22 protein-coding genes are annotated in these 26,711 nt (G+C 34.8%); 5 read left to right on the top strand and 17 right to left on the bottom strand.

Features of this window, described 5'->3' with window-relative positions; translation table 11 throughout:
- Window positions 1–20 precede the first annotated feature (20 nt).
- Window positions 21–1,856, bottom strand: coding sequence for an alpha-amylase family glycosyl hydrolase (locus tag J2Y60_RS01245; RefSeq protein WP_309912538.1), 1,836 nt, complete (start codon window positions 1,854–1,856; stop codon window positions 21–23).
- A 272-nt stretch (window positions 1,857–2,128) separates the two neighbouring features.
- Here J2Y60_RS01245 and J2Y60_RS01240 point away from each other — a divergent pair, with 272 nt between their 5' ends.
- Window positions 2,129–2,941, top strand: coding sequence for a tRNA threonylcarbamoyladenosine dehydratase (locus J2Y60_RS01240; RefSeq protein WP_309912540.1), 813 nt, complete (start codon window positions 2,129–2,131; stop codon window positions 2,939–2,941).
- Window positions 2,942–2,980: 39 nt separating this feature from the next.
- On the opposite strand, the gene J2Y60_RS01235 is transcribed toward J2Y60_RS01240, so the two are convergent.
- The 3 genes from J2Y60_RS01235 to J2Y60_RS01225 form a co-directional block, all read right to left on the bottom strand.
- Window positions 2,981–3,802, bottom strand: coding sequence for an aminotransferase class IV (locus tag J2Y60_RS01235; protein ID WP_309912542.1), 822 nt, complete (start codon window positions 3,800–3,802; stop codon window positions 2,981–2,983).
- A gap of 253 nt (window positions 3,803–4,055) precedes the next feature.
- The gene (locus J2Y60_RS01230) at window positions 4,056–4,787 is read right to left on the bottom strand and encodes a peptidase (RefSeq protein WP_309912545.1); all 732 of its coding nucleotides are present in this window, start codon (window positions 4,785–4,787) and stop codon (window positions 4,056–4,058) included.
- A gap of 191 nt (window positions 4,788–4,978) precedes the next feature.
- Entirely contained in the window at window positions 4,979–5,974 is a 996-nt protein-coding gene (locus J2Y60_RS01225) for an alpha-E domain-containing protein (protein ID WP_309912546.1), read from the bottom strand.
- 362 nt (window positions 5,975–6,336) lie between these two features.
- Here J2Y60_RS01225 and J2Y60_RS01220 point away from each other — a divergent pair, with 362 nt between their 5' ends.
- Entirely contained in the window at window positions 6,337–9,042 is a 2,706-nt protein-coding gene (locus J2Y60_RS01220; protein WP_309912548.1) for a TonB-dependent receptor, read from the top strand.
- Between the two features lie 91 nt (window positions 9,043–9,133).
- On the opposite strand, the gene J2Y60_RS01215 is transcribed toward J2Y60_RS01220, so the two are convergent.
- Window positions 9,134–10,789 (bottom strand): hypothetical protein, encoded by a 1,656-nt coding sequence (locus J2Y60_RS01215; RefSeq protein WP_309912550.1) that lies wholly within the window; start codon window positions 10,787–10,789, stop codon window positions 9,134–9,136.
- A 210-nt stretch (window positions 10,790–10,999) separates the two neighbouring features.
- Window positions 11,000–12,067, bottom strand: coding sequence for a hypothetical protein (locus J2Y60_RS01210; RefSeq protein ID WP_309912552.1), 1,068 nt, complete (start codon window positions 12,065–12,067; stop codon window positions 11,000–11,002).
- Window positions 12,068–12,398: 331 nt separating this feature from the next.
- Here J2Y60_RS01210 and proS point away from each other — a divergent pair, with 331 nt between their 5' ends.
- On the top strand, window positions 12,399–13,877 hold the full coding sequence (proS, locus tag J2Y60_RS01205; RefSeq protein ID WP_309912554.1) for a proline--tRNA ligase: 1,479 nt from the start codon (window positions 12,399–12,401) through the stop codon (window positions 13,875–13,877).
- 109 nt (window positions 13,878–13,986) lie between these two features.
- Here proS and J2Y60_RS01200 read toward each other — a convergent pair whose 3' ends face one another.
- The 4 genes from J2Y60_RS01200 to J2Y60_RS01185 all read right to left on the bottom strand — a co-directional run bounded on the left by J2Y60_RS01200 (window position 13,987) and on the right by J2Y60_RS01185 (window position 18,776).
- On the bottom strand, window positions 13,987–14,211 hold the full coding sequence (locus J2Y60_RS01200; protein WP_309958948.1) for a hypothetical protein: 225 nt from the start codon (window positions 14,209–14,211) through the stop codon (window positions 13,987–13,989).
- A gap of 433 nt (window positions 14,212–14,644) precedes the next feature.
- Window positions 14,645–15,850, bottom strand: a complete 1,206-nt coding sequence (locus J2Y60_RS01195; protein WP_309912556.1) for an AraC family transcriptional regulator — start codon at window positions 15,848–15,850, stop codon at window positions 14,645–14,647.
- 197 nt (window positions 15,851–16,047) lie between these two features.
- Window positions 16,048–17,271, bottom strand: a complete 1,224-nt coding sequence (locus J2Y60_RS01190; RefSeq protein ID WP_309958946.1) for an AraC family transcriptional regulator — start codon at window positions 17,269–17,271, stop codon at window positions 16,048–16,050.
- Window positions 17,272–17,483: 212 nt separating this feature from the next.
- The gene (locus J2Y60_RS01185) at window positions 17,484–18,776 is read right to left on the bottom strand and encodes an amidohydrolase family protein (protein WP_309912560.1); all 1,293 of its coding nucleotides are present in this window, start codon (window positions 18,774–18,776) and stop codon (window positions 17,484–17,486) included.
- 226 nt (window positions 18,777–19,002) lie between these two features.
- Here J2Y60_RS01185 and folP point away from each other — a divergent pair, with 226 nt between their 5' ends.
- Window positions 19,003–19,785 (top strand): dihydropteroate synthase, encoded by a 783-nt coding sequence (gene folP, locus J2Y60_RS01180; protein WP_309994519.1) that lies wholly within the window; start codon window positions 19,003–19,005, stop codon window positions 19,783–19,785.
- A gap of 57 nt (window positions 19,786–19,842) precedes the next feature.
- Here the strand turns inward: folP and J2Y60_RS01175 are convergent, their stop codons facing one another.
- Window positions 19,843–20,577, bottom strand: a complete 735-nt coding sequence (locus tag J2Y60_RS01175) for an ABC transporter permease (protein ID WP_309912564.1) — start codon at window positions 20,575–20,577, stop codon at window positions 19,843–19,845.
- A 103-nt stretch (window positions 20,578–20,680) separates the two neighbouring features.
- On the opposite strand from J2Y60_RS01175, the gene J2Y60_RS01170 reads away from it, so the two are divergent.
- Window positions 20,681–21,355, top strand: a complete 675-nt coding sequence (locus tag J2Y60_RS01170; protein ID WP_309912566.1) for an SDR family oxidoreductase — start codon at window positions 20,681–20,683, stop codon at window positions 21,353–21,355.
- Window position 21,356: 1 nt separating this feature from the next.
- Here J2Y60_RS01170 and J2Y60_RS01165 read toward each other — a convergent pair whose 3' ends face one another.
- The 6 genes from J2Y60_RS01165 to J2Y60_RS01140 form a co-directional block, all read right to left on the bottom strand.
- The gene (locus J2Y60_RS01165) at window positions 21,357–21,821 is read right to left on the bottom strand and encodes a hypothetical protein (protein ID WP_309912568.1); all 465 of its coding nucleotides are present in this window, start codon (window positions 21,819–21,821) and stop codon (window positions 21,357–21,359) included.
- Window positions 21,822–21,989: 168 nt separating this feature from the next.
- Complete coding sequence (locus tag J2Y60_RS01160; protein ID WP_309912570.1) at window positions 21,990–22,457, bottom strand: helix-turn-helix domain-containing protein; 468 nt, start codon at window positions 22,455–22,457, stop codon at window positions 21,990–21,992.
- A gap of 5 nt (window positions 22,458–22,462) precedes the next feature.
- Window positions 22,463–22,975, bottom strand: coding sequence for a hypothetical protein (locus tag J2Y60_RS01155; RefSeq protein ID WP_309912572.1), 513 nt, complete (start codon window positions 22,973–22,975; stop codon window positions 22,463–22,465).
- A gap of 74 nt (window positions 22,976–23,049) precedes the next feature.
- Entirely contained in the window at window positions 23,050–24,486 is a 1,437-nt protein-coding gene (locus tag J2Y60_RS01150; protein ID WP_309912574.1) for a DUF1501 domain-containing protein, read from the bottom strand.
- A 224-nt stretch (window positions 24,487–24,710) separates the two neighbouring features.
- The gene (locus tag J2Y60_RS01145) at window positions 24,711–25,319 is read right to left on the bottom strand and encodes a hypothetical protein (protein ID WP_309912576.1); all 609 of its coding nucleotides are present in this window, start codon (window positions 25,317–25,319) and stop codon (window positions 24,711–24,713) included.
- A 571-nt stretch (window positions 25,320–25,890) separates the two neighbouring features.
- Window positions 25,891–26,331, bottom strand: coding sequence for a hypothetical protein (locus J2Y60_RS01140; protein ID WP_309912578.1), 441 nt, complete (start codon window positions 26,329–26,331; stop codon window positions 25,891–25,893).
- Window positions 26,332–26,711: the final 380 nt, after the last annotated feature.

The following is a 26,711-nucleotide window of genomic DNA, read 5'->3' as shown; positions in this document are numbered from 1 at the left end:
TATATGCCCTCTGCCCACCGCTAGTAATTCATCTTATCCTGAGAGAAAATCAATGCCGTATAAGGGGCAATTGAAATGGAAGCGTGATGTTGCATTCCGTCATATTCTCCTTGTACTGTGCTAATACTCGTTGAATCAAAATTATCAAAGCCTTTATCATAGCCTTCCCAGTCGCTATTAAATCTCAATTTCCATATTCCCTGCTGAGGGAAGCCTATTGAAAAATCTTCATAAGACTTATTAGAAAAGTTAAGTACAACCACTGTGTTATCACCAGGCTCACCTTTGCTCCAACGTTGAAAAACTATAATCTTATGCGTTTCATCAGTTTTAATAATTTGAGTATTCTGCCCTGTTAATCCTTCTGTATTACCGTCATAATTAAGACGTAGCTTAATCAAATCTCGGTGCAAACTAGTGAAAGATTTAAACTTTTTGGCTCTACTCCAATCAATAGGGTCTGTATCCGAAAACCATTTATCTTCTAATAGTTCTTGCCCTTGAAATAACATTGGTATTCCTCCTGCTGTCATTACCAAAGCAATGCCCAACGATGCTCTTTTCTTTGAGTACCAATTATTAACATTATCAAAAGCTATTTCTTCAGCTACTCTTGCCTTACCGTTCGCAACTTCATCATGTGATTCGGTATAGACTACTCTTTTAAAAGTATCTCCTGAATATTTATTTAACAAAGCAATACAGACACTTTCTATGCTACGATTTTCGTCTTCTTGTGTAATTAAAACATTCCTGATTGGATGTACAAAATGAGCATCCCACTGGCTACCAAAGCCCAAGCCACATTCATTGCCTAAATGGTCTGTTATAGAGTCTAGGCCGTGTAAATCCTCTGCTATGACGATTTTCCAAGGATATTTTTCAGCAACTTCTGCATTGATTCTCCTGATTAAACTTAAGCCTTCTTGAATAGTAGTGCCTAAATCTTCATTAGCTTTTACACTTCTGATGTAGGGTGTCATGTCCATTCTGAGTCCATCTACTCTGAATTCTTCCAACCACATAATAGCATTATCGCGAATGTACTGACGTACTTCTGGTCTTCCATAATCTGGACGTGTGTCTCCCCAAGGAGTAGCCGAACGCCAGTCGTTGTAGAAATAAATACCACCTAAACCGTTTTCTTGCCAACCGTCAAACTGCCACATATCCATATCTGTTGGTCCAAAATGATTATAGACTACATCTAAAATCACAGCGATACCGCGTTGATGAGCAGCTTTGATAAATGCCTTGAAGGCATCGGGGCCACCATAGCTTGATTCAATCGCAAACGGATACGAGGGGTTATATCCCCATGAAAAGTCTCCGGGAAATTCAAAGGGAGGCATCACTTCTATGGCATTGATTCCTAAGTGTTGTAGGTAATCAAGTTTTTCAATTAAGCTATAGAAATCGCCAACTTTACCTTTTTCTTTCACATAGTAAGTACCCACATGCAGTTCATAGATAACCAACTTATTCCAAGTTGGCATTTGAAAATCATCTTCTTCCCAGTCAAAATTACTTTGGTCATATATTATTGAATTCCCTATGGAATTAGTTAGTTTGCGAGCATACGGGTCGTTTCTTTGTAAATCTCCAGATGGTGTTTTCAAAAAGAATTTATATTCATCTCCAGCTTTAGCACTAAAGACATTACCACCCCAATAGCCATTTCCTTCATGTTCAAGAGGGAATTCGGATGAATCCCAGTCATTAAACGAGCCAAAAACACTTACTTCTTGAGCATTCGGTGCCCATACCCTAAAAAATACTCCATTTTCGTGAATGATTGCTCCCATTCCGTCAACAAGAATTTTTTCATTCTCTACATTATTATTTTGGCTTCCCATGTTGATTAATAGTTGAACAAGTTTCGGAAATTATTAGTGATATAGTCTTCATATATAAATTAATATGCCAGTAAAATATTTAAAAAGTAGGTGGATTTGTCAATACAAATTCTACACAAATTTTTATAAGTGTGAATTTTTTTCTACAATTCTATCAAGGATTTATTTACTTATCTGAAAAATTAATGATAGTTCAGTAATTTTGTAAACTCAGGGTTTTTACCCTTTTACAGGCTCATAACAACGAAGTTTATGAGCATAATTCTTAAACAATGAGTGATTTAGCTTGGCTTGGTAGAACCAAATTATTAATAGGCGACGAAGGTATCCAGAAACTACAGAATGCTCATGTATTGGTTGTAGGGCTTGGTGGCGTTGGTTCTTTTGCTGCAGAATTTATAGCCCGTTCGGGTGTAGGAACGATGACAATCGTGGATGGTGATGTCGTCGACCCTTCTAATAGAAACAGGCAATTGCCTGCTCTTTCAACAACACATGGACAGCCTAAGGCTGACTTGATGGAAGAACGCCTATTGGCAATTAATCCTGAGTTGAAGTTGACAAGTATTCGTGAGTTTCTTTCGCCAGAAGCCGTAGAAGAAATATTAACAAACAATCATTTTGATTACGTGATGGACTGTATCGACTCTATCACTCCGAAATTAATGTTATTAACAACGGCGCATCACAAAAATTTACCCATTGTAAGTTCTATGGGAGCTGGTGGAAAAGTAGACCCTACAAAAATTCGTACGGCCGATTTGTTTGATACCCGTGAATGTTATCTAGCTTCACTTATCCGCAAGCGTTTGCGTAAACTTGGCATTCGTTCAGGCATTAAAGCGGTTTATTCTACAGAAAAAATGATGGAGGAATCTTTGATGTTGACCGATGGCTCAAACTTTAAAAAATCTGCCTATGGTACTATTTCTTATATGCCAGCAGCCTTCGGAGGAGTTTGTGCTTCAGTTGTTTTAAGGGATTTACTAGGGCTCCCTATCGAGATGGAAAAGAAGCTAAAAGCTTTGGCTAGCCGAGAAAAGAAACAACAGGAATTAGAAAAAAAGAGGAAAATGAATAAATAGAAAAAAGGCAATTGTCATCGTGACAATTGCCTTTTTTCTTTAAGCAAAATTCTTTTCATGTTCTAAAAACAAATCTTGAAGTTTCTTCGTGATTTTACCCACCTTGCCGTCACTAAATACTTTATTATCTGTTTGAGTAATAGCTACAATTCTTTTCGTACTTCCTGTCGTAAAAACTTCGTCCGCATCCCAATATTCTTGGGTCGTTAGGTCTCTTTCCTCCACAACAAAATATCTTTTAGCAAAATTAAGAATATGCTTTCTGGTAACGCCAAACAAAGCTCCATCTACTGGAGTAATGATTTTTTCATTTTTAATGATAAAAATATTACTTCTTGAAGACTCTGAAATCAAACCATTTTGATGATACAACACATCGTCAGCACCATTTTCTTTCATTTTGGATAACGCTCTAATCGGCACAATATAATTCAGCGTTTTTATTTCAGGAATTTCTCTTCTGTATTCAACACTCATGAGCTTCATCCCCACATCGGCAGGCTTGAACACAAAGGGTTTACCCATTACGATTAAGTTTGATTGTTCAGCAGGGGTATAGCCATCAGGAGAATAACCGCCAGTCATTACCATCTTTACACCTAACAATGCTTGCGGATGTAGGTTTATAATCTCTAAAATGATATTTTTAAGTTCTTCACGAGAAGCCGGAATTGTTAATCCCATCAACCTCGCAGAATTTTCAAACCTATCCAGATGGTCTTCAATAAAAATAGGTTTTCCATCGATGGCCCTAAAAAAATCAAAAATACCATACCCTCTTAGCAGCCCAAGGTCAGTTACATGAATATTAGCCTTTTCTGTGGGAACAATTTGGCCATTTAAATAAATATACTCTTGCATTTTGTTGTTAATGAAAAGAATTGAAATTTATAACTCATTCATCCTTTCGTATTTAGAGCTTAATTTTCAATTAAAATTTAACTAAAAAATATACTCAATATTCGAAATATTAATAAAAGACGGATTTAGAAAAACCAATGGATTAGGAATAAACCAAGGTTATAAAGAAAGGAAAACACATGGAGGTAGCTTCGAAGTTGGATAAATTACAAGGCTTGATATTGCAGAACAATATCAAGCCTCGAATTATATATTAAACTTCACAGCTTTTTTCTAAAATATTTTGTAGCCATTCATTAGGCAAATTATCAACAGATTCTTTCAGCAATGCATTCCATTTTTTGGTCACATCGCTCATATCCTCTTTCGTAAGACGATGTTCAATTACATTGAAACTATCTTTTTGATAAACGATTACATCAATCGGATAATCAACATCACTAGCACTTACTTGGGTAGCATCAAATGATAGAAATCCTAATTTAAGGGCATCTTCCAAAGATGTTTCATAAGACAAAGTACGGTTCAACAACGGTTTTCCATAATTTGAATTACCAATGATTTGATATTTCAATCCTTCATTAATTTCTATCCAATTACCTTCAGGAAAAATCAAAAACAATTTATGTTCGTCATCATGAGGCATTTGTCCTCCCACGATTGAATGTAAATTAAAATTATATCCTTCTGATTTCAACATTGCTTTATCTTCCTCAGCAACTTTCCTAATCATTTCACCAAAAGCATTGACGGCTTCAAACATATAATCAAACTTACAGCCTTTTTCTTCGGTGAGTCTATTGAAATAAATGACAGATTTATCACGGATTGATCTTAATCCTGCGGTCATTATAAAAAGAGAATGGTTACCTACTTCGTGGATAGATACCTTTTTGTTGGAGTAAACCTCCGTTCCAGCAGTAATTCTAGTATCTGCAATAGCTACTAAACCGCCACGTACTTTAATCCCTAAACAATATGTCATTTGCACAGTCGATAATTTATTTGAACCGCTGGCTCAATCAAGTGTTTTTATACTAAACAGGCAATTGTTAAATTGCGGGTTTAATCGTACAAAATCAGTTATAGATGAAACCAATGATTCCTGCCTTTTTGTAAAAAGTGGTTTTATAGTTATAAGTAAAAATAACTAACATACAAAAGTAAAAAAACTACTTATTGTTGTACCATATTTAGGGGAATTTCTTCGTTGATTACGGGTTTTAAATCAAAATAAGTTTGAAAGATGGCTTTACCCACAGCGTTATTTTTTTGTTGAAATTCATCAAGATACTGATGCAAACCTGTGTCAAAAATATCTTTAATTTCGGTAAATTCTACTTCCGAACGCAACTTACTCAAGGCTTTTTCTGCTGGGTTTGAATAAGAAGCTGTAATGGCTGTTCCAGATATTTCATAGAGTGATAATTCAGCCTGACGAATACAGTGCATTACTGAACGTGGGAATTTTTTATCAAGCAATAAGAAATCTACAATGGCCGACGGATTCATTACCTGATATTGCTGACGAAACATATTGTAAGCACTTACTGATTTTAATACAGACGACCAAAGCATTAAATCAAGCGGGGAACCTACGGCTCCAATTTCTGGTAAGAGCGTAAAATATTTTACATCCAAAAATCTTGTTGTTTTATCGGCACGCTCAATCAGTCTGCCTAATCGCCCGAAATGCCAGCCTTCACCTCTGGTAATGGTAGAATCCACAATTCCATAAAACAACTGGCTACCAGTTTTGATATTTTCCAAGAATCCCTGATACCTTGCCAACTCCCAAGACTTACTTTCGGCAGCGGCGTCTTTTACCGTCCAATAAATTTGATTGACATACTCCCACATTTCACGAGAAATACTCTCGCGAATAGTTCTTGCATTCTCACGAGCTTCAAGCAAACACGATAATATCGAGTTTGGATTTTTTACATCAAAAGCCATGAAATACAATACATTTTCACGAGTTGGGGCATCATAGTGTTTCTGGAAGATAAAATTATCTGCCGTCGCAATTATCAATGGCTCCCACTGTTCAGGTACGTCAGGAGGTAAGTCAAGTGCTAAATTGAAGTTTACCGAAATAAAACGGGCATAATTATCGGCACGTTCGATGTACCGATTCATCCAATAGATAGAATTTGCTACTCTGCTAAGCATACATTTGGGTTTAATACGTTAATGGGAAATTCTGAAAATAATTTCGCTTCTCAACAAATGGACATCTGATAATTCATAAAGAAAAATTAACGTTTTCTTGACGTTTACCTATTCATAAAATTAGAATAAAAATCTATTTAATCAACACCTTCTTCGTGAATTTAGCAAGTTAAAATTGATTAAAATCATTCACTCTTTTTTTAGTCATATTTTTCCTTGAAAAATAATTATTCTACTTTTTAATCATAAATAAATTAAAAATAAGTGATACACAATAATATTTTTTTTATGCTATATTGCAAATAGTTATTTAACTTTTTGTTAAAATAACCAAATTAATATTAATCTTTTCTAAAAAACACATGAAAAAAATTTTTCTGCTTGTAATCCTTGCGGTGCTTGGATTTAAGGGGCAAATCTATGCCCAAGACAAAACGATTACTGGTAAAGTAACAGATGCTAAAGACGGTATAGCCCTAGCTGGAGCTTCTATCGTAGTAAAGGGTACTAAACTTGGAACGGTTGCAACTAGTACAGGAGAATTTACATTAAAAGTACCTACTTCTGTAACTACACTAACGGTTTCATTTATTGGTTACATAACTCAGGAAGTACCAGTGGGTACAGGTGTTTTAAAGGTGGCTCTTGTTGCTTCTAGTAATCAGTTAGATGAAATTGTCATTTCAACTGGTAGTAGAAACTCTAAAAGAACGATGACAGATACCCCCTTACCCCTTGATATCCTCTCTGCTGCTGATTTGAAGTCTACGGGCCAAACATCATTCGACAAAGCCCTTCAGTATCGTGTGCCATCTTTCAACACAGTGAACACTCCTGTAAACGATGCTACATCATTGCTTGACCCTTACGAAATCCGTAACATGGGCCCTAGCCGTACCTTAATCTTGATTAACGGTAAACGTAAAAACACAAGTGCTTTGATGTACATTCAGACTTCGCCCGGTCGTGGTGAATCTGGTGCCGACATTTCTGCTATTCCTCAGCAAGCAATTAAGCGTGTAGAGATTTTACGTGATGGGGCTTCTGCACAGTATGGTTCTGATGCTATTGCAGGTGTAATGAACATTATCTTAAAGGATAAATTTGATTATGGCTCGGCTACATTAACGATGGGAGTTACTGGCAAAGGGGATGGAAAACACATTGGCTTTGCGGTAAACAATGGTTCTAATTTTGAAAAAGGATACATCAACTATACCATTGATTTTAGCCGTACTACTTTGGCAAATCGTCCTGGGGTAGTAAGTGCTGATGCGGAAGCGGATGCAAACCTTGGTTTTGATGCCCCTTTGGCACAAGTTAAGAGCTTCTTAGCCATTAAGCCAGATGCTGGGAATATCAATGGTCAGCCAGAAAATACGGCTGCTAAATTCTTGGTAAACGGTGGATATTCAGTAGGCGAAAAATCTGAGTTTTATTATACCGCTGCTTATGTCTATAAAAGAGTAAACAGCTTTGCCAACTATCGTACGCCTTATTGGAGACCTACTGATAATGGATTGCTAACACCTGCTGGTCAAACATATATGGGTTATGTACCTACTTTCCAAGGAGATTTGAATGACTACACTGCTACTGTAGGTGTTAAAAGTGAAACCAATGGTTGGAAAACAGATTTGAGCTTTACAACGGGCGGTAACAAACAATTGTATACTGTTTCGAATTCAGTAAACCGTAGCTTAGGAAAGAACTCGCCAACTTATTTCAAACCAGGTGGATATGAATTTAGCCATAATGTTGGAAACATTGATATTTCAAAACAAGTAAGTGATAAATTAAGCCTTTCATTTGGTTCTGAGTTCCGTGCTGAAACGTTTACAGTTTTTGTAGGTGATACTTCTTCTTATGTAGGTACTGGTGCTGATTCATTCCCGGGAACAACGCCTAACAATGCTGGTTCAAATAGTCGTTTTAACTTCGGTGGATATTTTGACGTAGCTTATGATTTCACTGATAAATTCTTAGTAAACGGAACAATACGTTCTGAACACTATAGCGATTTTGGTGATGCTACTGTTTACAAAATCAGTTCACGTTATAAAATAAGCGATAAAATCACATTACGTGGTTCATATTCTACAGGTTTCCGTGCACCATTGTTGCACCAAATCTATCAACAACAAGCGCAGGCTAGTTTTGTACCAGGACAAGGTATTCAAACAAAAGGGGTTGTTAATAACGTAAGTCCACAAGCTTTTGCCTTGGGAGTACCAAAATTAACGCCTGAAAAATCTACAAACTTTACGCTTGGTTTAGGCTTAAATCCTACTAAAAACCTAAGTGTTACTTTTGACTATTACAACATTAAAGTTAAAGACCGTATCGTATTAGGTTCTGAAATTTCAGGTACTGCTGCTGGTAATACAGCTTTAGATAATATTTTGACATCTAACGGTATCGTTGCTGTAAGTTTCTTTGCTAATGCACTGAATACTACTACTTCTGGTCTTGACTTCGTGGTTTCTCAGAAAAACCTTGAATTAGGAATGGGAAAATTGGGTATCAACTTAGCAGGTAACTATACATTCGTAAATGAATACACTTATATCAACAACCCTAAGGTAATTGCTGATGCAGGTAAATCTATTTTTGATAGAACACAAGACGCTTTATTATTCTCATCTCGTCCAAAATATAAAGTAATTCTTGGCTTCGATTATTTAATCAAAGGAATAAGTTTCAACTTGAACAATACGTTGTTCGGAAAAACACATTTCCACCAAAATGGTTTGGATGCTAATACAGATACTGAATTTACTCCAGCAGTAGTTTCAGACTTGTCAGTTAGTGTACCATTCTCTTCAAAAGTTACTTTCACATTTAATGTAAACAACATTTTGAATGTAATGCCTAAATGGGATTTTGTAGATGTTAAAACAGGGGTTAAAACACGTTATGATGTAAATAACAACGTGCCATCTGCTAAATATTATGAACAATATAATTTGATTACGTTCAATGGTCGTTATTCAAATGTTACTTATGATGGCTCACAATTCAGCCAATTGGGTACTATTTTCAATGCAAGTTTGAATGTTAAATTTTAAGAATGCTTAGTTACACAAAAAGCCAGTTGCTCATTGAGCGACTGGCTTTTTCTATGATAACCCTCGAAAGTATGCTTGGAACTTGAATAGCTTAGAAGAAAATACCAAAGCTAACTACGCCCTTCACATAACTATTACTAATGATAGCAGAGCTATACTCTGCTGTATTATTTAATACGTATGGACTATAAGCTTGTTGTGTTTTTGCATAAAGTCCCGTCACATCAACATAAAAATCACCTGTTCTAATACCGATACCCGATGAGTAAATCATGGTAGAACGATTGACTGCATTAGAGCCTTGGTCAAAATTAAATGAGTACGGGCTAGGTTGGTAATTCACCCCTGCTCTTAAACTTAACAAGCCTAATCTGTATTCTCCACCCACTTTAACATTAAACACATTTTTTAAATCACTTTGTACCTTTTGAGTATAATAATTTAAATCGTCAGCAAGGTATTGGTCATTAGCAGTGGTACTCATTTTTGTACCACCATACGCTAGATATTCCACATCGGCAGAGATAAACCCTTTTTTAGCAAAGAAAAACGCTGCTCCTATATTTAATTTAAGAGGTGTTCTGAGTTGATAATTATCACTAAAGGCAGTAGTATTTAACGTAGGGACATATGTTAAATAACGACTACCATTTTTTTCCAGAATACCATACCCTGCATTTTTTAGCTGATTAATTATATTTAGAGGGGTACCGTCCAATCCAATACCAACACCTGCTTTACCAGCATTGGCACTGTTTACGTCAGCTTGCAAACTAGAGCTTAGGGTTTCATCAATATCATACCAAGTAGGCGTAGTGATTGATGCCCCTAGGCGAATCATTTCATTTGGCTTCACAATTGCTCCAAATGTTAAATTAATACCGCTTCCGCTTGTTGAATAAAATTTAGATTGAGTCAGTCCATTAAAAGAAGTATTGTTTAGGTACTGTTCATTGTATTGCGAACGTGTTTCGTACCTAAAGCTTGGAATATCTAACGAGAAACCTATATATGTTTTTTCATTAGGAGTACCTCCATAAGCAATAGTCCACTGGCTTGAACGGCCTGTAGATTCAAAGGAATATTTTTGGTTTGAATCAAAAGAACCCTCCGTAGCTACAAAACTAGTATTTCCTTGGTTATCAGTAACAGGAGTGATTAAATACGACCATGCATAAAGATGTCTAGTTAAATCAAAATTGGGTGCTTGTTTCAATGCATCTGTAAAATCATTTGCCCCTAAATTATAATCATTCACTTCTCTGTTTACTTGATTAGCAAAAGCATCTGCTATTGAACTTCTATTATTTCTTCCAGCAAACTGAATATTATTATAAAAAGTATTTTGTCGAGAATAATTGATTGACCATGACCCACGCCATCCCTCTTTATATTGAGGCTGGCTACCTCCAAATACTACACCGATATTAGCAATATTGAAATTGGTTTCGTTCGCTTTTGTATTTTGATTAATATAATTTGAAGTGTTTGAAGTGCTTTGGTAAGCTGGAGTAAAATTGAACTCTGAACGTGTATAAAAGCCTAAACCCGCTGGATTACCTATGGCCGAACTAACGTCTGCTCCTAAGGCCGAATGCGTGCCTCCTAAGGCTTGAAAACGTGCTGATCCTGTGGGTGCCGTTTGGCTAAATAATTTTGCTAAAGCATCGAAGTTATTGTCTTGGGCATTTGCGGATACAACTGATAATATCGAAAATGCAGCAATTAGACGAATAGGGATTTTCATATCTAATAAATTTTAAAGAATGTTATGGATTTATTGAATAAACACAACATTGTTAGCAAGTGAGCAAAGCAATTTGTAATTTAGACTAAGACATTCAAAACACCAAATGCCCTCATTTCTTTTTAAAGAATCTTTTCAATAAAACGTTAAAAAGCCTCACAAAGTACTTCTCTGTGAGGCTTATTGTTTATATTAACTTTTAGAATATTTTTAACGTGGACCACGTGAACCGCTAGAGCTAGATCCTCCTCCGCCGCCACCACCGCTTGAACCTCCGCTAGATGAACCACCCCACGATGAACTGGTAGTTGTTCTACTGCTGTTGTTTGATGATGAATTATTATTAGACCAATTCCAAGCGTTATTGTTAGTATTGCTACTACGATTGTTAGTAGTATTACTGCCAGTGCTATAAGCAGAAGTTGCTCTTTGTGGACGAGAATAATATCCATCGCTACCATTTGAATAGCTAGAATTTGTTCTTGCACCTCTTTGATTACCATTTGCAGTACTTCCGTTATTAAAGTTACCGTTATAAGCCGACTGTGAATAATTATCACGAGTACGTTTTACAGGCGCTGTATATCCACCATTTGAATAGTTACCGTTCGCACCAGTAACCACCGAGCCATAACCATAATTATTATACACATAAGTATTGCCATAATACCCTCTACCACCGTAATAATTATACCCCCAAGGGTCATAAAAACTATTATATCCCCATGGACTGTATGCATATGAATTATACCCCCAAGGACTGTAGCCGAAACTATAGCTAAACATAGAGCCATAACCCCAACGACTACTTCCCCATCCCCAAGAATCATAGGCATAAGGAGAATAATATGGGCTATAACCGTATGGACTCCAAGTATTATATCCATAACCAAGACCAAACGAAATACCTGGATTTGTATACCAGTTATTTACACCATAAGAATTGTAGTTATTGTAATTACTATATGGAGTTTGGTTTTGATAATAGCTACGAGAATTCATCCAATTTTGTGAATAATATTCATCAGTGCTTTGTGATGTATTGTTGTTTCCTCTATATTCTGGGTTACGTGTAGCATATTCTTCTTCATTTTGAGAAGCATAGAGACTTTCTCGGCTAACTAATGAAGCAGGACGAGCTTCGCTAGCAGAAGCGTAGAGATCATCATACACCCCCGAAGAAGACGATTTAGCGACTTGCTTTGGGGAGCTACATCCCCAAACGGCACTTACCAACGCTAAGGCTGAAAAGAGTTTGATGGATTTTAGAATGTTCATGTTCTTGTATCGTTTAAGATTCTTGTTAATGATTTGGTAGATGATTTAATTGCTAAATACTGGAAAACCAGACCAGAAATTAAAATCAAGAAACAATCGGCTTAATTTTTGTGTCAAACTTACAACAAAAACTTATCTTTGCAACAAGTTATTCACGTCATTAACAAAATTATTTCTTGGAAAGTTGCAATATAAATTATTGATACTGAGATTATAATTTATAAAGCTTGGTATTTATAGGTATGACAATTTATAAAACCATTACCCCTATCTAAAGAACGTAAATAATGATTATTAATTATTTTATTTTTTAATTACCAATTTATACGAAATGAGCAAAAGCCTACCAAAACGTAGCGAAAATTATTCTGAGTGGTATAACGAACTCGTGAAAAGGGCTGATTTAGCCGAAAACTCTGCCGTCCGTGGTTGCATGGTAATCAAACCTTATGGTTATTCTATCTGGGAAAAAATGCAACGTGCTTTAGATGATATGTTTAAAGAGACTGGCCATACAAATGCTTATTTCCCCTTGTTTGTTCCAAAAAGTTTGTTTGAGGCTGAAGAGAAAAATGCAGAAGGATTTGCCAAAGAATGTGCCGTTGTAACGCATTACCGTTTAAAAAATAATCCTGATAAGCCAGGAAAATTAATGGTTGACCCTGAAGCTAAACTTGAGGAAGAACTCATCGTTCGCCCTACTAGTGAGGCGATTATCTGGAGTACTTATAAAAACTGGATTCAGTCATACCGTGATTTACCTTTACTAATTAACCAATGGGCAAACGTAGTTCGTTGGGAAATGCGTACACGCTTGTTTCTCCGCACGGCTGAGTTCCTATGGCAAGAAGGGCACACCGCTCATGCTACGAAGGAAGAAGCTGTAGCCGAAACAGAGCAAATGCTACACGTTTATGCCACTTTTGCCGAAGAATTTATGGCTGTGCCAGTAATTCGTGGTAAAAAGTCTGCTAACGAGCGTTTTGCAGGTGCAGAAGAAACATATTGTATAGAAGCCATGATGCAAGATGGCAAAGCTTTACAGGCAGGTACATCACACTTTTTAGGACAAAACTTTGCCAAAGCCTTTGATGTAAAGTTTGTTTCTAAAGAAAACAAACAAGATTATGTTTGGGGTACATCTTGGGGCGTTTCTACTCGTTTGATGGGTGCTTTGATTATGGCGCATTCAGATGATGAAGGGTTGATACTTCCTCCAAAATTAGCACCTATTCAAGTAGTAATTGTACCTATTTTTAAAAGTGAAGAACAATTGAATTTAATTTCAGAAACGATTTTACCAATTGTAGCTGAATTGAAGAAAAAGGGGATTTCTGTTAAGTTTGACCATTCTGATAAACAGTCGCCTGGCTTTAAGTTTGCTGAATATGAACTAAAAGGCGTTCCTGTAAGGCTTGCGATTGGTGCAAGAGATTTGGCTAATGGTACTGTCGAGGTAGCTCGTAGAGATACAAAAGAGAAAAAGACCTATGCTATTGCAGACATTGTAGAAACGGTAAGTAGTTTGCTAGAAGATATTCAAGTAAACATCTATCAAAGAGCATTAACATTCAGGGCTGAAAATACTTATAAGGTTGATACCTGGGATGAATTCACTAAAATTTTAGAAGAAACCCCTGGGTTTATTGCAGCACACTGGGATGGTACTTCTGAGACAGAAGAGAAAATTAAAGAACTCACCAAAGCTACTATTCGCTGTATTCCTTTGGATGCTGTGGAAGAAGAAGGTAAATGTATTCTGACGGGTAATCCTTCGACTAAAAGAGTGATTTTTGCTAAATCTTACTAACATCCGTTAGTATTTAAAATAACAAGCCCTCAGTTTACCTAAAAACTGAGGGCTTTTTTTCTTAGACGGACTGTTTTTGTTTCGTATAGTAGTTGTATAAACTAAATGATTAATGGGGTGTAAAGCCCTGTGTTCTTAGGTGTTTTTTAAGTTTTTCTTGATTCATTGTAAGCCTTTGATGTGAAATTGTTCTCAACATTCTTACTTTAATTCTTACTTTTAAAGCCATAGTTTCAGACTTGAGAGTATTTCTACCTCTCAAAAGTTCCTCAGTAATATTAACCGCAAGGATCTCAACTGCTTCGATATCTAAAGTGGTTATTGTGCTTAACATATACAGTAATCATTATTAAGGAAAGATGTATCTGTTCAAAATATTAATCAAAAGGTATCGAAAAAAATTATGGGTTGGGTATGGTATGTTAGTAATACATTAGTTCACTTATCATTAATGGTTAGCTAGTTCTCTTTATCTCAGATACGGATAAGAAGGCAAAAGAAGTAGTGGTTAACATTTGGTAAAATATACGTTTGCAAATATTGTGGGAACAAGTGTCAATATGTTAACATCTGGGTTCTATTTTAGTAGTATTTTAGAAAAAAGAACCAATTTTCGACTTTTTGGAGGAGATTTGATAGTTTTTAAGCACTTTTCAAGGATTTTCCGAGCACATCAAAACCTATAGCACTGCTAAAGAAAAAACAAATTTTGCTGCTGAGAGTTACGATAATTACTATTTTTCTCCTTAAACGCTGGAGATTTAAGGTTAGTTTTTAATTTCTTCCATATATTCAATAGGTGTTTTTCCTGTGTGTAATCTAAACACTCTATAAAAATTGCTCTTCGTAGAAAAGCCCGCTTCGTGGTATAATTGCTCAATTGTATACTTTTTAAGAATACCATCTTTTAATAATTGGATTGCATAGTTTACCCTCCACTCATTTTTATAATCTGTGAATTTTTTTAAAAGATGATAATTAAAGTAATAACTAAGATGGTGTATCGGAATGTTTAAAGTTTCTGATAATTCTATGATGGTAAAGTTATCATTTAGGTAAGGCTTATCTTCTAAAAAATATGTTTCAATAATAGCATTAATTTCTGCTAACCGAGCATCATCTAATTTAAAGTTAGGCTTGTTGGATTTCTCTATTTTGACTTCTGCTAGTGTGTCTTCAATAAAAAACTCTTCACCTTCATCTGAAATTCCATATAAAATTTTTGGGAAAAAGAATATTGAAACATTTAATAAAAAATAAATAAAAATTGCATAGTCCATCAAGTCATTAATGAATAACCCCGCATTTAATGAAATATCAAAATTATTTCTAACTAAAAGTGATAATGTTGCTAGGGTAATTGTTAAAACAATACTGAGTATTGAAAACACCCATAGCCACTGGAGGGTTGAGGTAAAAATAGTTTTTTGAAGTGAATGACCTTTAACATATTTATAAAGCAGATGTATTTGTGCAAGGCATAAGGCAAAATTGAATATGGGTCTTAAAACAAAGTAAAATTTAAAGTTAAATAAAAAAGTCGGTGCATATACAAATATATTATTGATATCATGGGTGATAAACTTTGCTATTTTAAGCTTATGCTCCATAGGAGCAATAATGAATGGGAAGGTCTCAATTAAACTTAAAAGGGCAGGTAAGATTATCAGAAAATCCCATTTATTAAATCTTACTTTTTTTAAAAGCATAAATTTCACATACCAATAACCAAATGGGCGAACGAGGAATGATAATGGAATAATTATGCCATATAATAAAGCAACAAAAAAATCATCCTTATTCTTTAAAGTACTTAAATAGTACAAGGCAAAAATACCCATTGAAAGGAAATGAAGAGATAAAAAGATATTTGCCTTGTTTTTATTTTTTAAATAGGGGAAGCTGAATACTCCCACAATTATGCCGATAACGTACACAATTCTGACAATTTCAGATTTAAAATATTCTAGCATAATGCATTTGTTAACTTAATATCGAATATATCAACTTAAAAAAGAAGAAATAGGTCTTAAGTATATTAAAATATTGCAATATAAAACAATTTTATTCTAATAAATAGCTTGTATTGATGGGTATGTAAGCAGTTGGGAACTTAAAGTAAATACTTTTGGATAAATACTAATAATTAATCAGTAGAAATAGAAGAAATTTAGGCATTAATTTCTTCCAGAAATTCAATAGGCGTTTTACCTGTATGTAACCGAAACACACGATAGAAATTGCTTTTTGTAGAAAAGCCTGCTTCATGGTATAGTTGCTCGATAGTATATTTTTTTAAAATTCCTTCTTTCAATAACTGAATAGCATAGTTTATTCTACATTCATTCTTGAAGTCTGAGAATTTTTTTAAAAGATGATAATTAAAGTAATAACTAAGGTGGTGTATCGGAATATCTAAAGATTCCGAAAGCTTATTAATCGTAAAGCTATCATCTAAATAAGGCTTTTCTTGAATAAAATATTCTTGAATCATTGTCTCTATTTCTGACACCCTAGCTTCTTCTAATTTAAACGATGGTTTTATTTGATCTTCTACTTTGTTATTTACAATGATTTGTGGTCTAAATGTAAAAGAAGTATTGGTTTCAGGTTCTGCCAATAAGCCATAGAGCATTCTAGGAAATAAGAATACTGAAATATTTAAACACAAGAAAAGGGCATTAGAAATATTCATAAATACGATAGCTCCATCATAATTCAGTTTAACCTGATGGTCGAAAGTATTGAGAACTAGAGAAACTACAGATAATGTAATGGTTAATGTAGCACCAATCAATGAAAAAGTCCAAAGCCAATTATAGGTAGTGGGATAATCAGTTTTTGTCTGTGGCTTATCTCTAAAATATTTATAAAGCATCACCAACTCTGCAAAAGAAACGGCTAAACTAAAGAGGGGTCTAAATGTAAAATGAAATGTGGGCGTTGTAAAGTACGTAACGGGGTGTCTGAATATATTATTTTGATCCTCTATAAGAAGATAAGCTAATCTAAGCTTGTTATCGAATGATGTCAATAAATAAGGCATTACATCAAACACATAAAGTACTGCTGGTAGTATTAAAATATAGTCCCATTTTTTAAATGTTATTTTCTTAGTAAGCATAGATCTAACATACAGATAAGAGATAGGTCTGAACAAATATACTAAAGGAGCAGTAGTGGCATAGAGAAAAGCTACGATACTAGGATTTCCATTATTTAAAAGGTTATAATGCAATAGCGCATAAATACCCGAAATAAGGAAATAGGATGATAAGAAAATATTAGATTTATTTTTACTTTTTAGATAGGGAAAGGTTATTAATGCAATGATAATACCAATCGCAGAGAGGCTTTTGCATATTTCATTCATTAAGTAATCGAGATTATGCATATTAAATTATTAGAAATCCTGTTAGATTAAAAAGAATCCTTGCTGAAAATTAAGAATAACAGAAATAAATTATGACTTTCCCTAAGTAATATGCTAAATTATTGCAATTGGTAATATAATACAAAAAAATTTGTATTATTTCAACTTAAATATAAACACTTGAGTAAAAAACACTACTATAGATGACAAAATTTACTCTTTTATAAAGTATTTTACTTCTTTAATTCATTTTTATAAGTAATTCCATCCTTCATCACAAATTTCACTTTTTCCAGAATACTTACATTTTCTAAAGGGTTGCCTTCTACGGCGATAATATCTGCAAACTTTCCTTTTGAGATAGAACCAATTTTATCTTTCCAATCTAACAAATCTGCGGCATTGATAGTAGCTGATTGAATGGCTTGAAGGGGACTTAGCCCAAATTTGACCATATAAAAAAACTGTTTAGCATTCCATCCATGTGGATAAACGCCAGCATCCGACCCAAAAGCAATTTTCACGCCTGCCTTGGCGGCTTTCTCAAAATTTTCACGTTGAAGTCTGCCTACTAGTCTTTCTTTTTCAATAATTTTTTGAGGATAACCCAGTTTACCATATTCACTTAATATATAGTCGTCATTGTAAATATCAGCCACTAAATATGTACCGTGTTGTTTCATGAGTTCTATTCCCTCTGCGTCAATAAAACTGCCATGTTCCACCGATGCTACACCAGCTTTAATAGCCATTTTAATGGCTTGTGTGCCATGAGCATGCGCGCAGGTCTTGCGTCCCCAAATTTTTGCTTCATCTACGATAGCATTCATTTCCTCTTGCGTAAATTGAGGTGCTCCTACACTTTCTTCTTCAGATAAAACACCCGCACTCGCACCGAATTTTATGACATCTGCTCCGTATTTAATATTATAGCGTACTTGTTTTCTTAATTCATCCACGCCATCGGCTACGCCACTCATTTGTTTAGGAAACTGCCATGATAGAAAGGGAGAGAATCCATTCAAATCTCCATGACTGCCCGTTGAACCAATAAATAATGTAGCTACTTTTAAACGTGGGCCGACGATTTCTCCATTATTGATAGCATTTCTGACAGCGACATCAACAAAGGCCGCAGCACCAACATCTCTACAAGTTGTAAAACCCGCCTCTAACGTCCTTTTAGTAAAGATATGAGCCGTAACAGCATAGTCCATCGGTGTTTTTCTAAAAATATCTGCATAATAATCACCACTTGGTTGAGCAGTGATATGCGTATGACAGTCTACTAAGCCTGGTAAAACTGTAGCATTACTCAAATCAATGATTTCTGCATTTTTAGGAATCGCTAGGTTTGAGCCAATATTTACAATGATATTGCTATCAATGAGAATAATTTGATTTTTCAGGACTTCTCCAGATACCACGTCAATCAATCTCCCTGCTTTTATCGCCTTAACTTTCGTTTGAGCAAGGGTAACATTAATCATTCCTAGAAAAAGAGCAGTAAATATTTTTAGTTTCATGATGAGAAGATTTCTTAAGGATGGCAAGATAAAATATATTTTTTGAATTATTATTCTGCCAAATTTAGCATTTGATAAATTTTATCTGGAGTAGTTTACGAGTACTAGACAAAATGACTTTACAATTTTATTTATCTTTGGTGACTTTTGTCCTTAAATAGTTTAATAAAAATTTATGAATATCAATTGCAAGGGTAAACTTATCGACTTAACTATCCCCAGAATAATGGGTATATTAAACATTACGCCTGATTCATTTTATGCTAATAGTCGGTATGATGACTTATCGAAAGTACTTATACAAGTTGAAAAAATGCTTTCATCAGGTGCTACCTTTTTAGATATTGGTGGACATTCTACCAGACCAGGGTCTAGGCCTGTTGGTGAAGAGGAGGAATTATCAAGAGTACTGCCTGTGGTGGAAATTATTATCAAGCATTTCCCAGAAGCATTGATTTCTATTGATACTTTTCGGGCTGGAGTAGCACTAAAATGTGTGGAAGCTGGCGCCATCATGGTGAATGATATAGCAGGAGGTTTGTTGGATGATAAAATGTTTGAAACCGTCGCTAATTTAAATGTACCCTACGTTTTGATGCATAGCAGAGGTACTCCAGAAACGATGCAACAAATGACTCATTATGATGATTTGGTGATGGATGTGCTGGATGATTTACAACAAAAAGTATTTCAATTACGCCAATTAGGGCAAAAGGATATTATTATAGATTTGGGCTTCGGATTTGCCAAAACCATCAATCAAAACTATATTTTGTTGAATCATCTCAGAGACTTTGAAGTGATGGAATGTCCGATGCTTGTCGGAGTATCCAGAAAATCAATGATTTGGCGAACGTTGGATATATCGCCCAATGATGCGTTGAATGCTACTACTGTATTGAATACTATAGCTTTGACGAAGGGAGCTAATATCCTCCGAGTACATGATGTTCAAGAAGCAATAGAAGCTGTGAAACTAGTGGAGATGCTGTCAGTAGAAGAGAATTGACTATCGACATCCTAACGAATTACTTAATAATAACTCGTTAGGATGTTGAGGAATAAACTAAGCTGTGACAAGTAGTTGTGCCAATAAGTAATCTGCAATCAATACAGCTATACAGCTATTAGTAACGGCTGCTGTACTGGCTTGACCAACTTCTAAAGCTCCTCCACTTGTAAAATATCCTTTAAAAGCAGAAATCGAAACAATCAGGAAGGCAAAAACAACTGATTTAATCAAGGCAAAAGGGACATTGAATGCGTTAAATTCAAATTGAATCCCTTGAATATATTCCTGAGGTGAGATTGCTCCTGTTAACCAGCCAGCCAAATAACCACCATAGATAGAAAGGAAAGCGGCAAGCGTAACCAACATCGGGAAAACAATGATAGAGGCAACGACTTTGGGTAGTACCAAATATGAGGTAGAATTAATACCCATTACTTCTAAAGCATCAATCTGTTCGGTAATACGCATCGTCCCTAATTCACCAGCGATATTTGAACCTACTTTCCCTGCCAATACGATACCAGTGATGGTCGGGGCAAATTCAAGAATGGTTGAATCACGAACAATTAAACTGATGATATAATGCGGAACAAAAGGGTTATCTAAATTGGCTGCGGTTTGTACACAAGTAACAGCTCCTAAAAAGAAAGAAACAATTGATACAATCAATAATGAGCCAATCCCAATCTGTACGGCTTCATCAACGGTTAGCCTAGTATATACTTTGAACTTTTCGCGGTTCGAGAACAGTTTTCCTAAGAAAATAAAATATTTACCTATTATTGACATTCTTTCTGAGATTATTGAAGCATGAATACTTCTAGGATTAGAAAAGAATTTAAACCTTTTACAGATTAAACGACTTTAAGTTAAGATATAATAGACAAAGATAATGAACAAAACGATAGTAGTAACAGGTGGCACAAAAGGTATTGGTAGAGCCATCGTTGAAAAATTTGCAAAAGAAGGCTTTTTAGTAATCACTTGTGCCAGAAGTACTGAGAATGATTTACCCGATAATGTACTTTTCTTCCAAGCTGATTTATCAAAAAAAGCAGAAGTATTGGCTTTTGCTAATTTTGTAAAATCTTCTACCCCGCACGTTGATGTGTTGGTAAATAATACTGGTTATTTTTTGCCGGGACAAATTCATAATGAAGAAGAAGGAACTTTAGAGACCATGATTGAGACTAACCTCTACAGTGCTTATAACCTGACAAGGGCATTGGTCGGTGATATGATTACCCAAAAAGCTGGTTATATTTTTAATATTTGTTCGGTAGCCAGTATAGTTGCCTATACTAATGGGGGTTCATACTGTATTTCAAAATTTGCCATGCTGGGTATGAGTAAGGTTTTGAGAGAAGAACTAAAACCTTATGCCATCAGGGTAACGAGCATTCTTCCGGGGGCTACTTTTACCAACTCTTGGGCTGGTGTTGAATTGCCCACCGAAAGATTTATCGCTTCTGATGATATTGCAACAGTAATCTGGACTGCCTATAGCTTACCTTCCACAACTGTTTTAGAGGAAATAGTAATGCGTCCGCAACTAGGCGATTTATAAATTATGGTGCTGGCGTCATTTTTACAGTGGCGTCAACATTTGAAATACCTAATTGTGGGAAAGATGCTTTACTGCTAAAATCGAAGTTTTTGTCAGTAAGCTGAATGACGGTTAAAGTGCCTGAACTGATTCCAGCAATATTAACATCTGTAATTTCGATAGAAGTTTCGTTATTGGTGAATTTCCAAGTGCCATTGCTTGAGGTATTACCATTCGTATCAATGGCTGTAACCTTGCCATCGGTTTTGAAACTTAATCTTACTTTAGATAAGTCATAGCCATTATTAGCTTGGTCTCTTGTATAAACAACTACTAAACCGCCAGAAGCTGACGCCGATTGTACTTGCCAGATTGTACTTGTAATATTTTCTGTTTTGGTTTTGACAACGATATTTTCATCTTTCTTACAAGAAAAAGTTGTACAAAAAACAATTAAAGCCAATAAAGTGATTTTTAGATAAGACATTTGATATTTTTTTTGAATGCGTTTTTGATAAGTAACGCTGAAATACATCAAAAGATTTTAAATAGGTATTATCTCTCTATTAATATTGGTCATATTCTCTAACAACCCTCGCTCAGAAAATAGCGAGTGTTGTTAGTTTATGAAGATAAATGACGCGATTAGGATAGATTATACTTCTATCAAATTTTTGTAATCGTACTTTTTATAAAAATCAATTTTGCCACTCTCTTTTTTTAATTCAAGCAATTCATTTTTAACCTGTATTCTATACCAATATTCTGGTTTGGTATGTGAGAAAGAGCTTAACTTTAACACTATTTCTGTATTCAATTTTCGCTCTCCTGCCAGATACTTATGTAAATTACTATCCTTCATTTCAAATAAATTAGCCAATCTTTTCTGAGAGATATTTAGTGCCTTTAAATACATTTTAACGAAATCAAGTATTTTTAACATTTCGCCATTTTCAAAATCATTTTGGATATAGTCCTCTATTTTATATTGAATAGATAACAGTTGATTTGTCAATTTTCTTTCTTCGGTTTGAGCCTTAGCGTGTATTAAAATAAATTCTTTTAAATCATTTCGCTTATCATCATTCCAAATTTGGTTAATTTGAATTTCTTTATTTTCCATAATTTCTATTGTAAAAATTCATTGATTAATTTTTCGCCTCCCTCAGGTGGAATAACCATTGTCGTTTCTCCGAACCTTAGGGCATTATACCTTTTTGAGTAAAGGTTCATTAATCTAATTTCGTTTACTTTATCTTCTTCTAAGATATCAAAAGCAAGCCATCCTTTAAAATCTCTTTCTCCATGAATAAAGCTTAACCTACAAGCAAATGCGATAAGACATCCAGCGACTTTATCATATTTTCTATTATCTCCATGATTATGAGGTGCAATCTCAATATAAGCCATATATGGCTCTACACTATCTTTCATTTTGAATATCAAACAGCCTTCTATAACATTTGAAGTTTCTTCACAAACTAAAATATATGTTTTAGTCCCTTTTACTTTGGAGTGCTTCTTAAAATTAAATCTCCATCCATCAGTTAAAGAAGGAAGGAGAATATTTTTTTTGATAGCTTCACAGATTTCAGCGTCTACGTGCGAGTCATCTTTTACATTAAAAATTTTAACCTTCATTTAATTCATATCATTATATAAATATACAACATTTATTATACAAATTGTATATTTTGTGTAGCTAATTGATACTTCTAAACCAAAATTGGTTTAACAACTTTCCCTGCAACATCTGTTAGTCTGTAACGCCTTCCTTGATGTTTAAAGACCATTTTCTCATGGTCTATTCCCATTAAATGTAGTAGTGTAGCTTGAAAATCATGTACATGTACGGGGTCTCGAACGATGTTATAGCCAAACTCGTCGGTTTCGCCATAAGTTATTCCTTTTTTAACCCCTGCCCCTGCCATCCAAATGGTAAAACATCTCGGATGGTGGTCTCTTCCATAATTATCTACTGTTAGTTTTCCCTGTGAATAATTCGTTCTACCAAATTCCCCTCCCCATACTACTAAGGTATCTTCTAACATTCCTCGCTGTTTTAAATCTTTAATCAAGGCCGCAGAAGCTTGGTCAACATCTTTGGTGATTTTCTTGATATTTTCAGGCAAGCCTCCGTGATGGTCCCACCCTTGATGATACAATTGAATGAATTTTACATCTTTTTCTGCCAACTTCCTAGCTAACAAACAGTTTGCAGCAAAAGTACCAGGCTTGCGTGCATCGTCTCCATACATTTGATAGATATAGTCGGGCTCTTTCGAAATATCTAAGGTTTCTGGTACAGACGTTTGCATTCTATAAGCCATTTCATACTGACTAATCCTTGAATTGATTTCAGCATCTTGCTCTTGTTTAAACTGTTCTTGATGCAATTTCCCTAGATAATCCAACATTCTTCTTCTTGAGGTTCTGTCCATGCCGTCAGGGTCGTTCAAATATAAAACAGGGTCTTTCCCTGCCCTAAACATTACCCCTTGATGTTCAGAAGGTAAAAAGCCATTTCCCCATAATTTAGCATACAGCGGTTGGTCATAATTATTTGAACGAGAAAGTAGGACACAGAAAGTGGGTAAATTTTTATTATCAGAACCTAAGCCATAACTTACCCAAGAACCCATCGATGGGCGTCCAGCTTGTTGATTACCAGTCTGGAAGAAGGTCACGGCAGGGTCATGATTAATGGCCTCTGTGTGCATCGATTTTATAAACGTAAGTTCGTCTGCTATCTGATGATGATGAGGTAGTAAATCGCTCATCCAAGCACGTGAATTGCCATATTGAGCAAACTGGAATTTACCCATGGCCAACGGAAAAGATTTCTGACTGGAAGACATTCCTGTCAATCGTTGTCCTCCACGTACTGATGCGGGCAATTCTTGCCCAAACATTTGTTTAAGTTTGGGTTTATAATCAAAAAGTTCTAGTTGCGAAGGCGCACCTGATTGGAATAAATAAATAACTCGCTTAGCTTTTGGAGCGAAATGTGGTGTGCCATTGCTAGCTAAAGCCTGTAAAGGATTGATGATAGAACCCAAAGCAGTAGCACCCAAGGCTAAGCCAGATTTGAATAGAAACTCTCGACGACTCAATTGGCGTTCAACGTCTTGAATATGTTCTTTAACATTCATCTTTTTATTGAATGAGTTATAAATTAGTCAACAATTATCACAGAATATGTTCTAGAGGTTAATGTTTGCTCAGATACTTTCAAGCAAGTAAATATATTAACTATAAATATAAAGTTTATCCTTGTTATAAGGAGAAACAAGCTCAAAAAGAAAGGCTAGCACTGATTCCATTGTGTATTTACACATTGAAATCAGTGCTAGCCTTAATTCAATAAAAAAGAGTATTAATGTATTTTATAAGAAAGACCAAAAGATAAATTTGTTCCTCGCTTGCCCACAATGCCAACATTCAGGTTAGCAAAAACGCCTAAACTTTTGAAGATGAATAATCGTCCCCCTGCTTGTGCATAAAAGGCTGTTCCCGAGGCATCTAAAATTTTCCCATAGAGACCTCCTATATAAGGGTCAAATTTACTTGGTTTATCGCTGTCTTCACCCGAAAAGTGATAATTCAACCCTACGCCCAGAAAACCATTTTCATACTTATTTCCATTTTTAGTATTACTACCATACCACGCTCTGGCATCTAACCCAAAATTTCTGGCTAAGCCAAATTCGCCTGCCAATAATACAGGCATCACATTATCGTTATACACGACACCACCTTCAATGACCAGTAACCCTCGGTAAAACACTGGTGGCTGAATTTCCTTTTGATTAATAACCTCTCCTGTAGTTGTGTTAACAGTCGGTTTTGTTCCTGTTACCACAGTATCAACTTCCACTACTACTGTTCTTTTAATAGTATCAGACTTCTGTGCATACATTGACAACGATATTGATATTAATGAAATAATCAATAAGTGAGCTTTTAAGGCAAGTACCTTTTTCATAAGTTTTACTGTTTATAAATTTCCTATTTAACATTACATAAATTGTACCAAGATAAAATTATGCGATTTAGGGTAATTTTATTCCTATTTTGAAGTAATATAATTATTAATAATGGATTGATATTAGCTATCTCCCAAAACTTTTCCCTACAAAACAAAAAAGGAATAGCTCACAAAAGCTGTTCCTTTAACCAAAAACCCTAACTGCTTAATTAGTATTATTATCTTATAAAAGATTTCTTCTTCAAAATGGTCGAACCAACTTCACACCTCAATGCTATCGACATATATATTGATTAAGTAAAAAGGCAAAGGGAGGATTCTCCCTATCCTTTATCGAATACCTAACCATTACTAAATTAATAATCTTTTGAAAGTAGTTCACACCAAGGTTTCAAGAAACAGGGAAATCCATACAATCTCCCTGTTTAACTATGCTATAACCACTTTTAACTTATTCATACTGGTCTGGAATTTCATATAAATATGGGAGTAGACTACCACTCCCCATTTATCACAATCTAACCACTATGAAAAAGACAAAATATCTTTATTGACTAGCCTGAAAGATTTATTGAATTTTCTCTTGAACTTTATCAATTTGCTTATTCAAATCTTTCTTAAATTCTTTCCAGTCACGTTTCTTTTCACTTTTCAACTCTTCTAATGATTTATCTAACTCATCTAATGAGTTTTTCAATTCATTTTTCTTTTTTTCTAATCTAGCTTTCTCTTGTGCTGATGCATGTTTGATGTCTTCGTCAGCTTGTTTAAGCTTGATATTGATTTGCTCTTTGCTATAATCAATCTTTGAAACCAAAGCATCTTTTTCAGATTCAATATTCTTACTCACATCTTTAGCTTCGTCTTTCAACCCCTCAACAGTACTATCTGTTTTCTCTTCCACTAACTCTTGAGCATCTTGAGCTTTATCGGCTATATCTTGTTTCTCATTTCTAGAACAAGAAAAAAATACCGAAACAATCATTAAAGCAATTACTGAATTTCTCATTGTATCTTGATTTTTTTTTGGACAAAAAAAATATACCAATCTAAAAAAAATTGAGCCTTCAAATAAAGTGTGTATAAAAAACCACAAAACAAGGTATTTGTGGGGAATTATGTAGAAAATACTACACAATATCAATTTTTTCTGAGAACATTTAAGTTCTATTGGTAAAACATCAAAAGATTCAAACATTTAATCTATGTGTTGTACTTAAAAATATAAAAAACATATACCATCTCTTTTTATGGTATATCTGAGGTAAATTTGTTGTAGAGGTGAGGTTAAATTGCTACAATGTGGGAGAATTTTGTCACTTTGCATACCCATTTTATAAAAAAAAAAACGAATACCTTAATGATATCCGTTTCTATTATATTTCTAAA

The sequence above is a fragment of the Arcicella sp. BE140 genome (assembly GCF_031456255.1).
GTDB classification, from domain to species: Bacteria; Bacteroidota; Bacteroidia; order Cytophagales; family Spirosomataceae; genus Arcicella; species Arcicella aquatica.
Note: the sequence above shows the minus strand (reverse complement) of the source record. Positions and strands in the feature narration are given on the sequence as shown.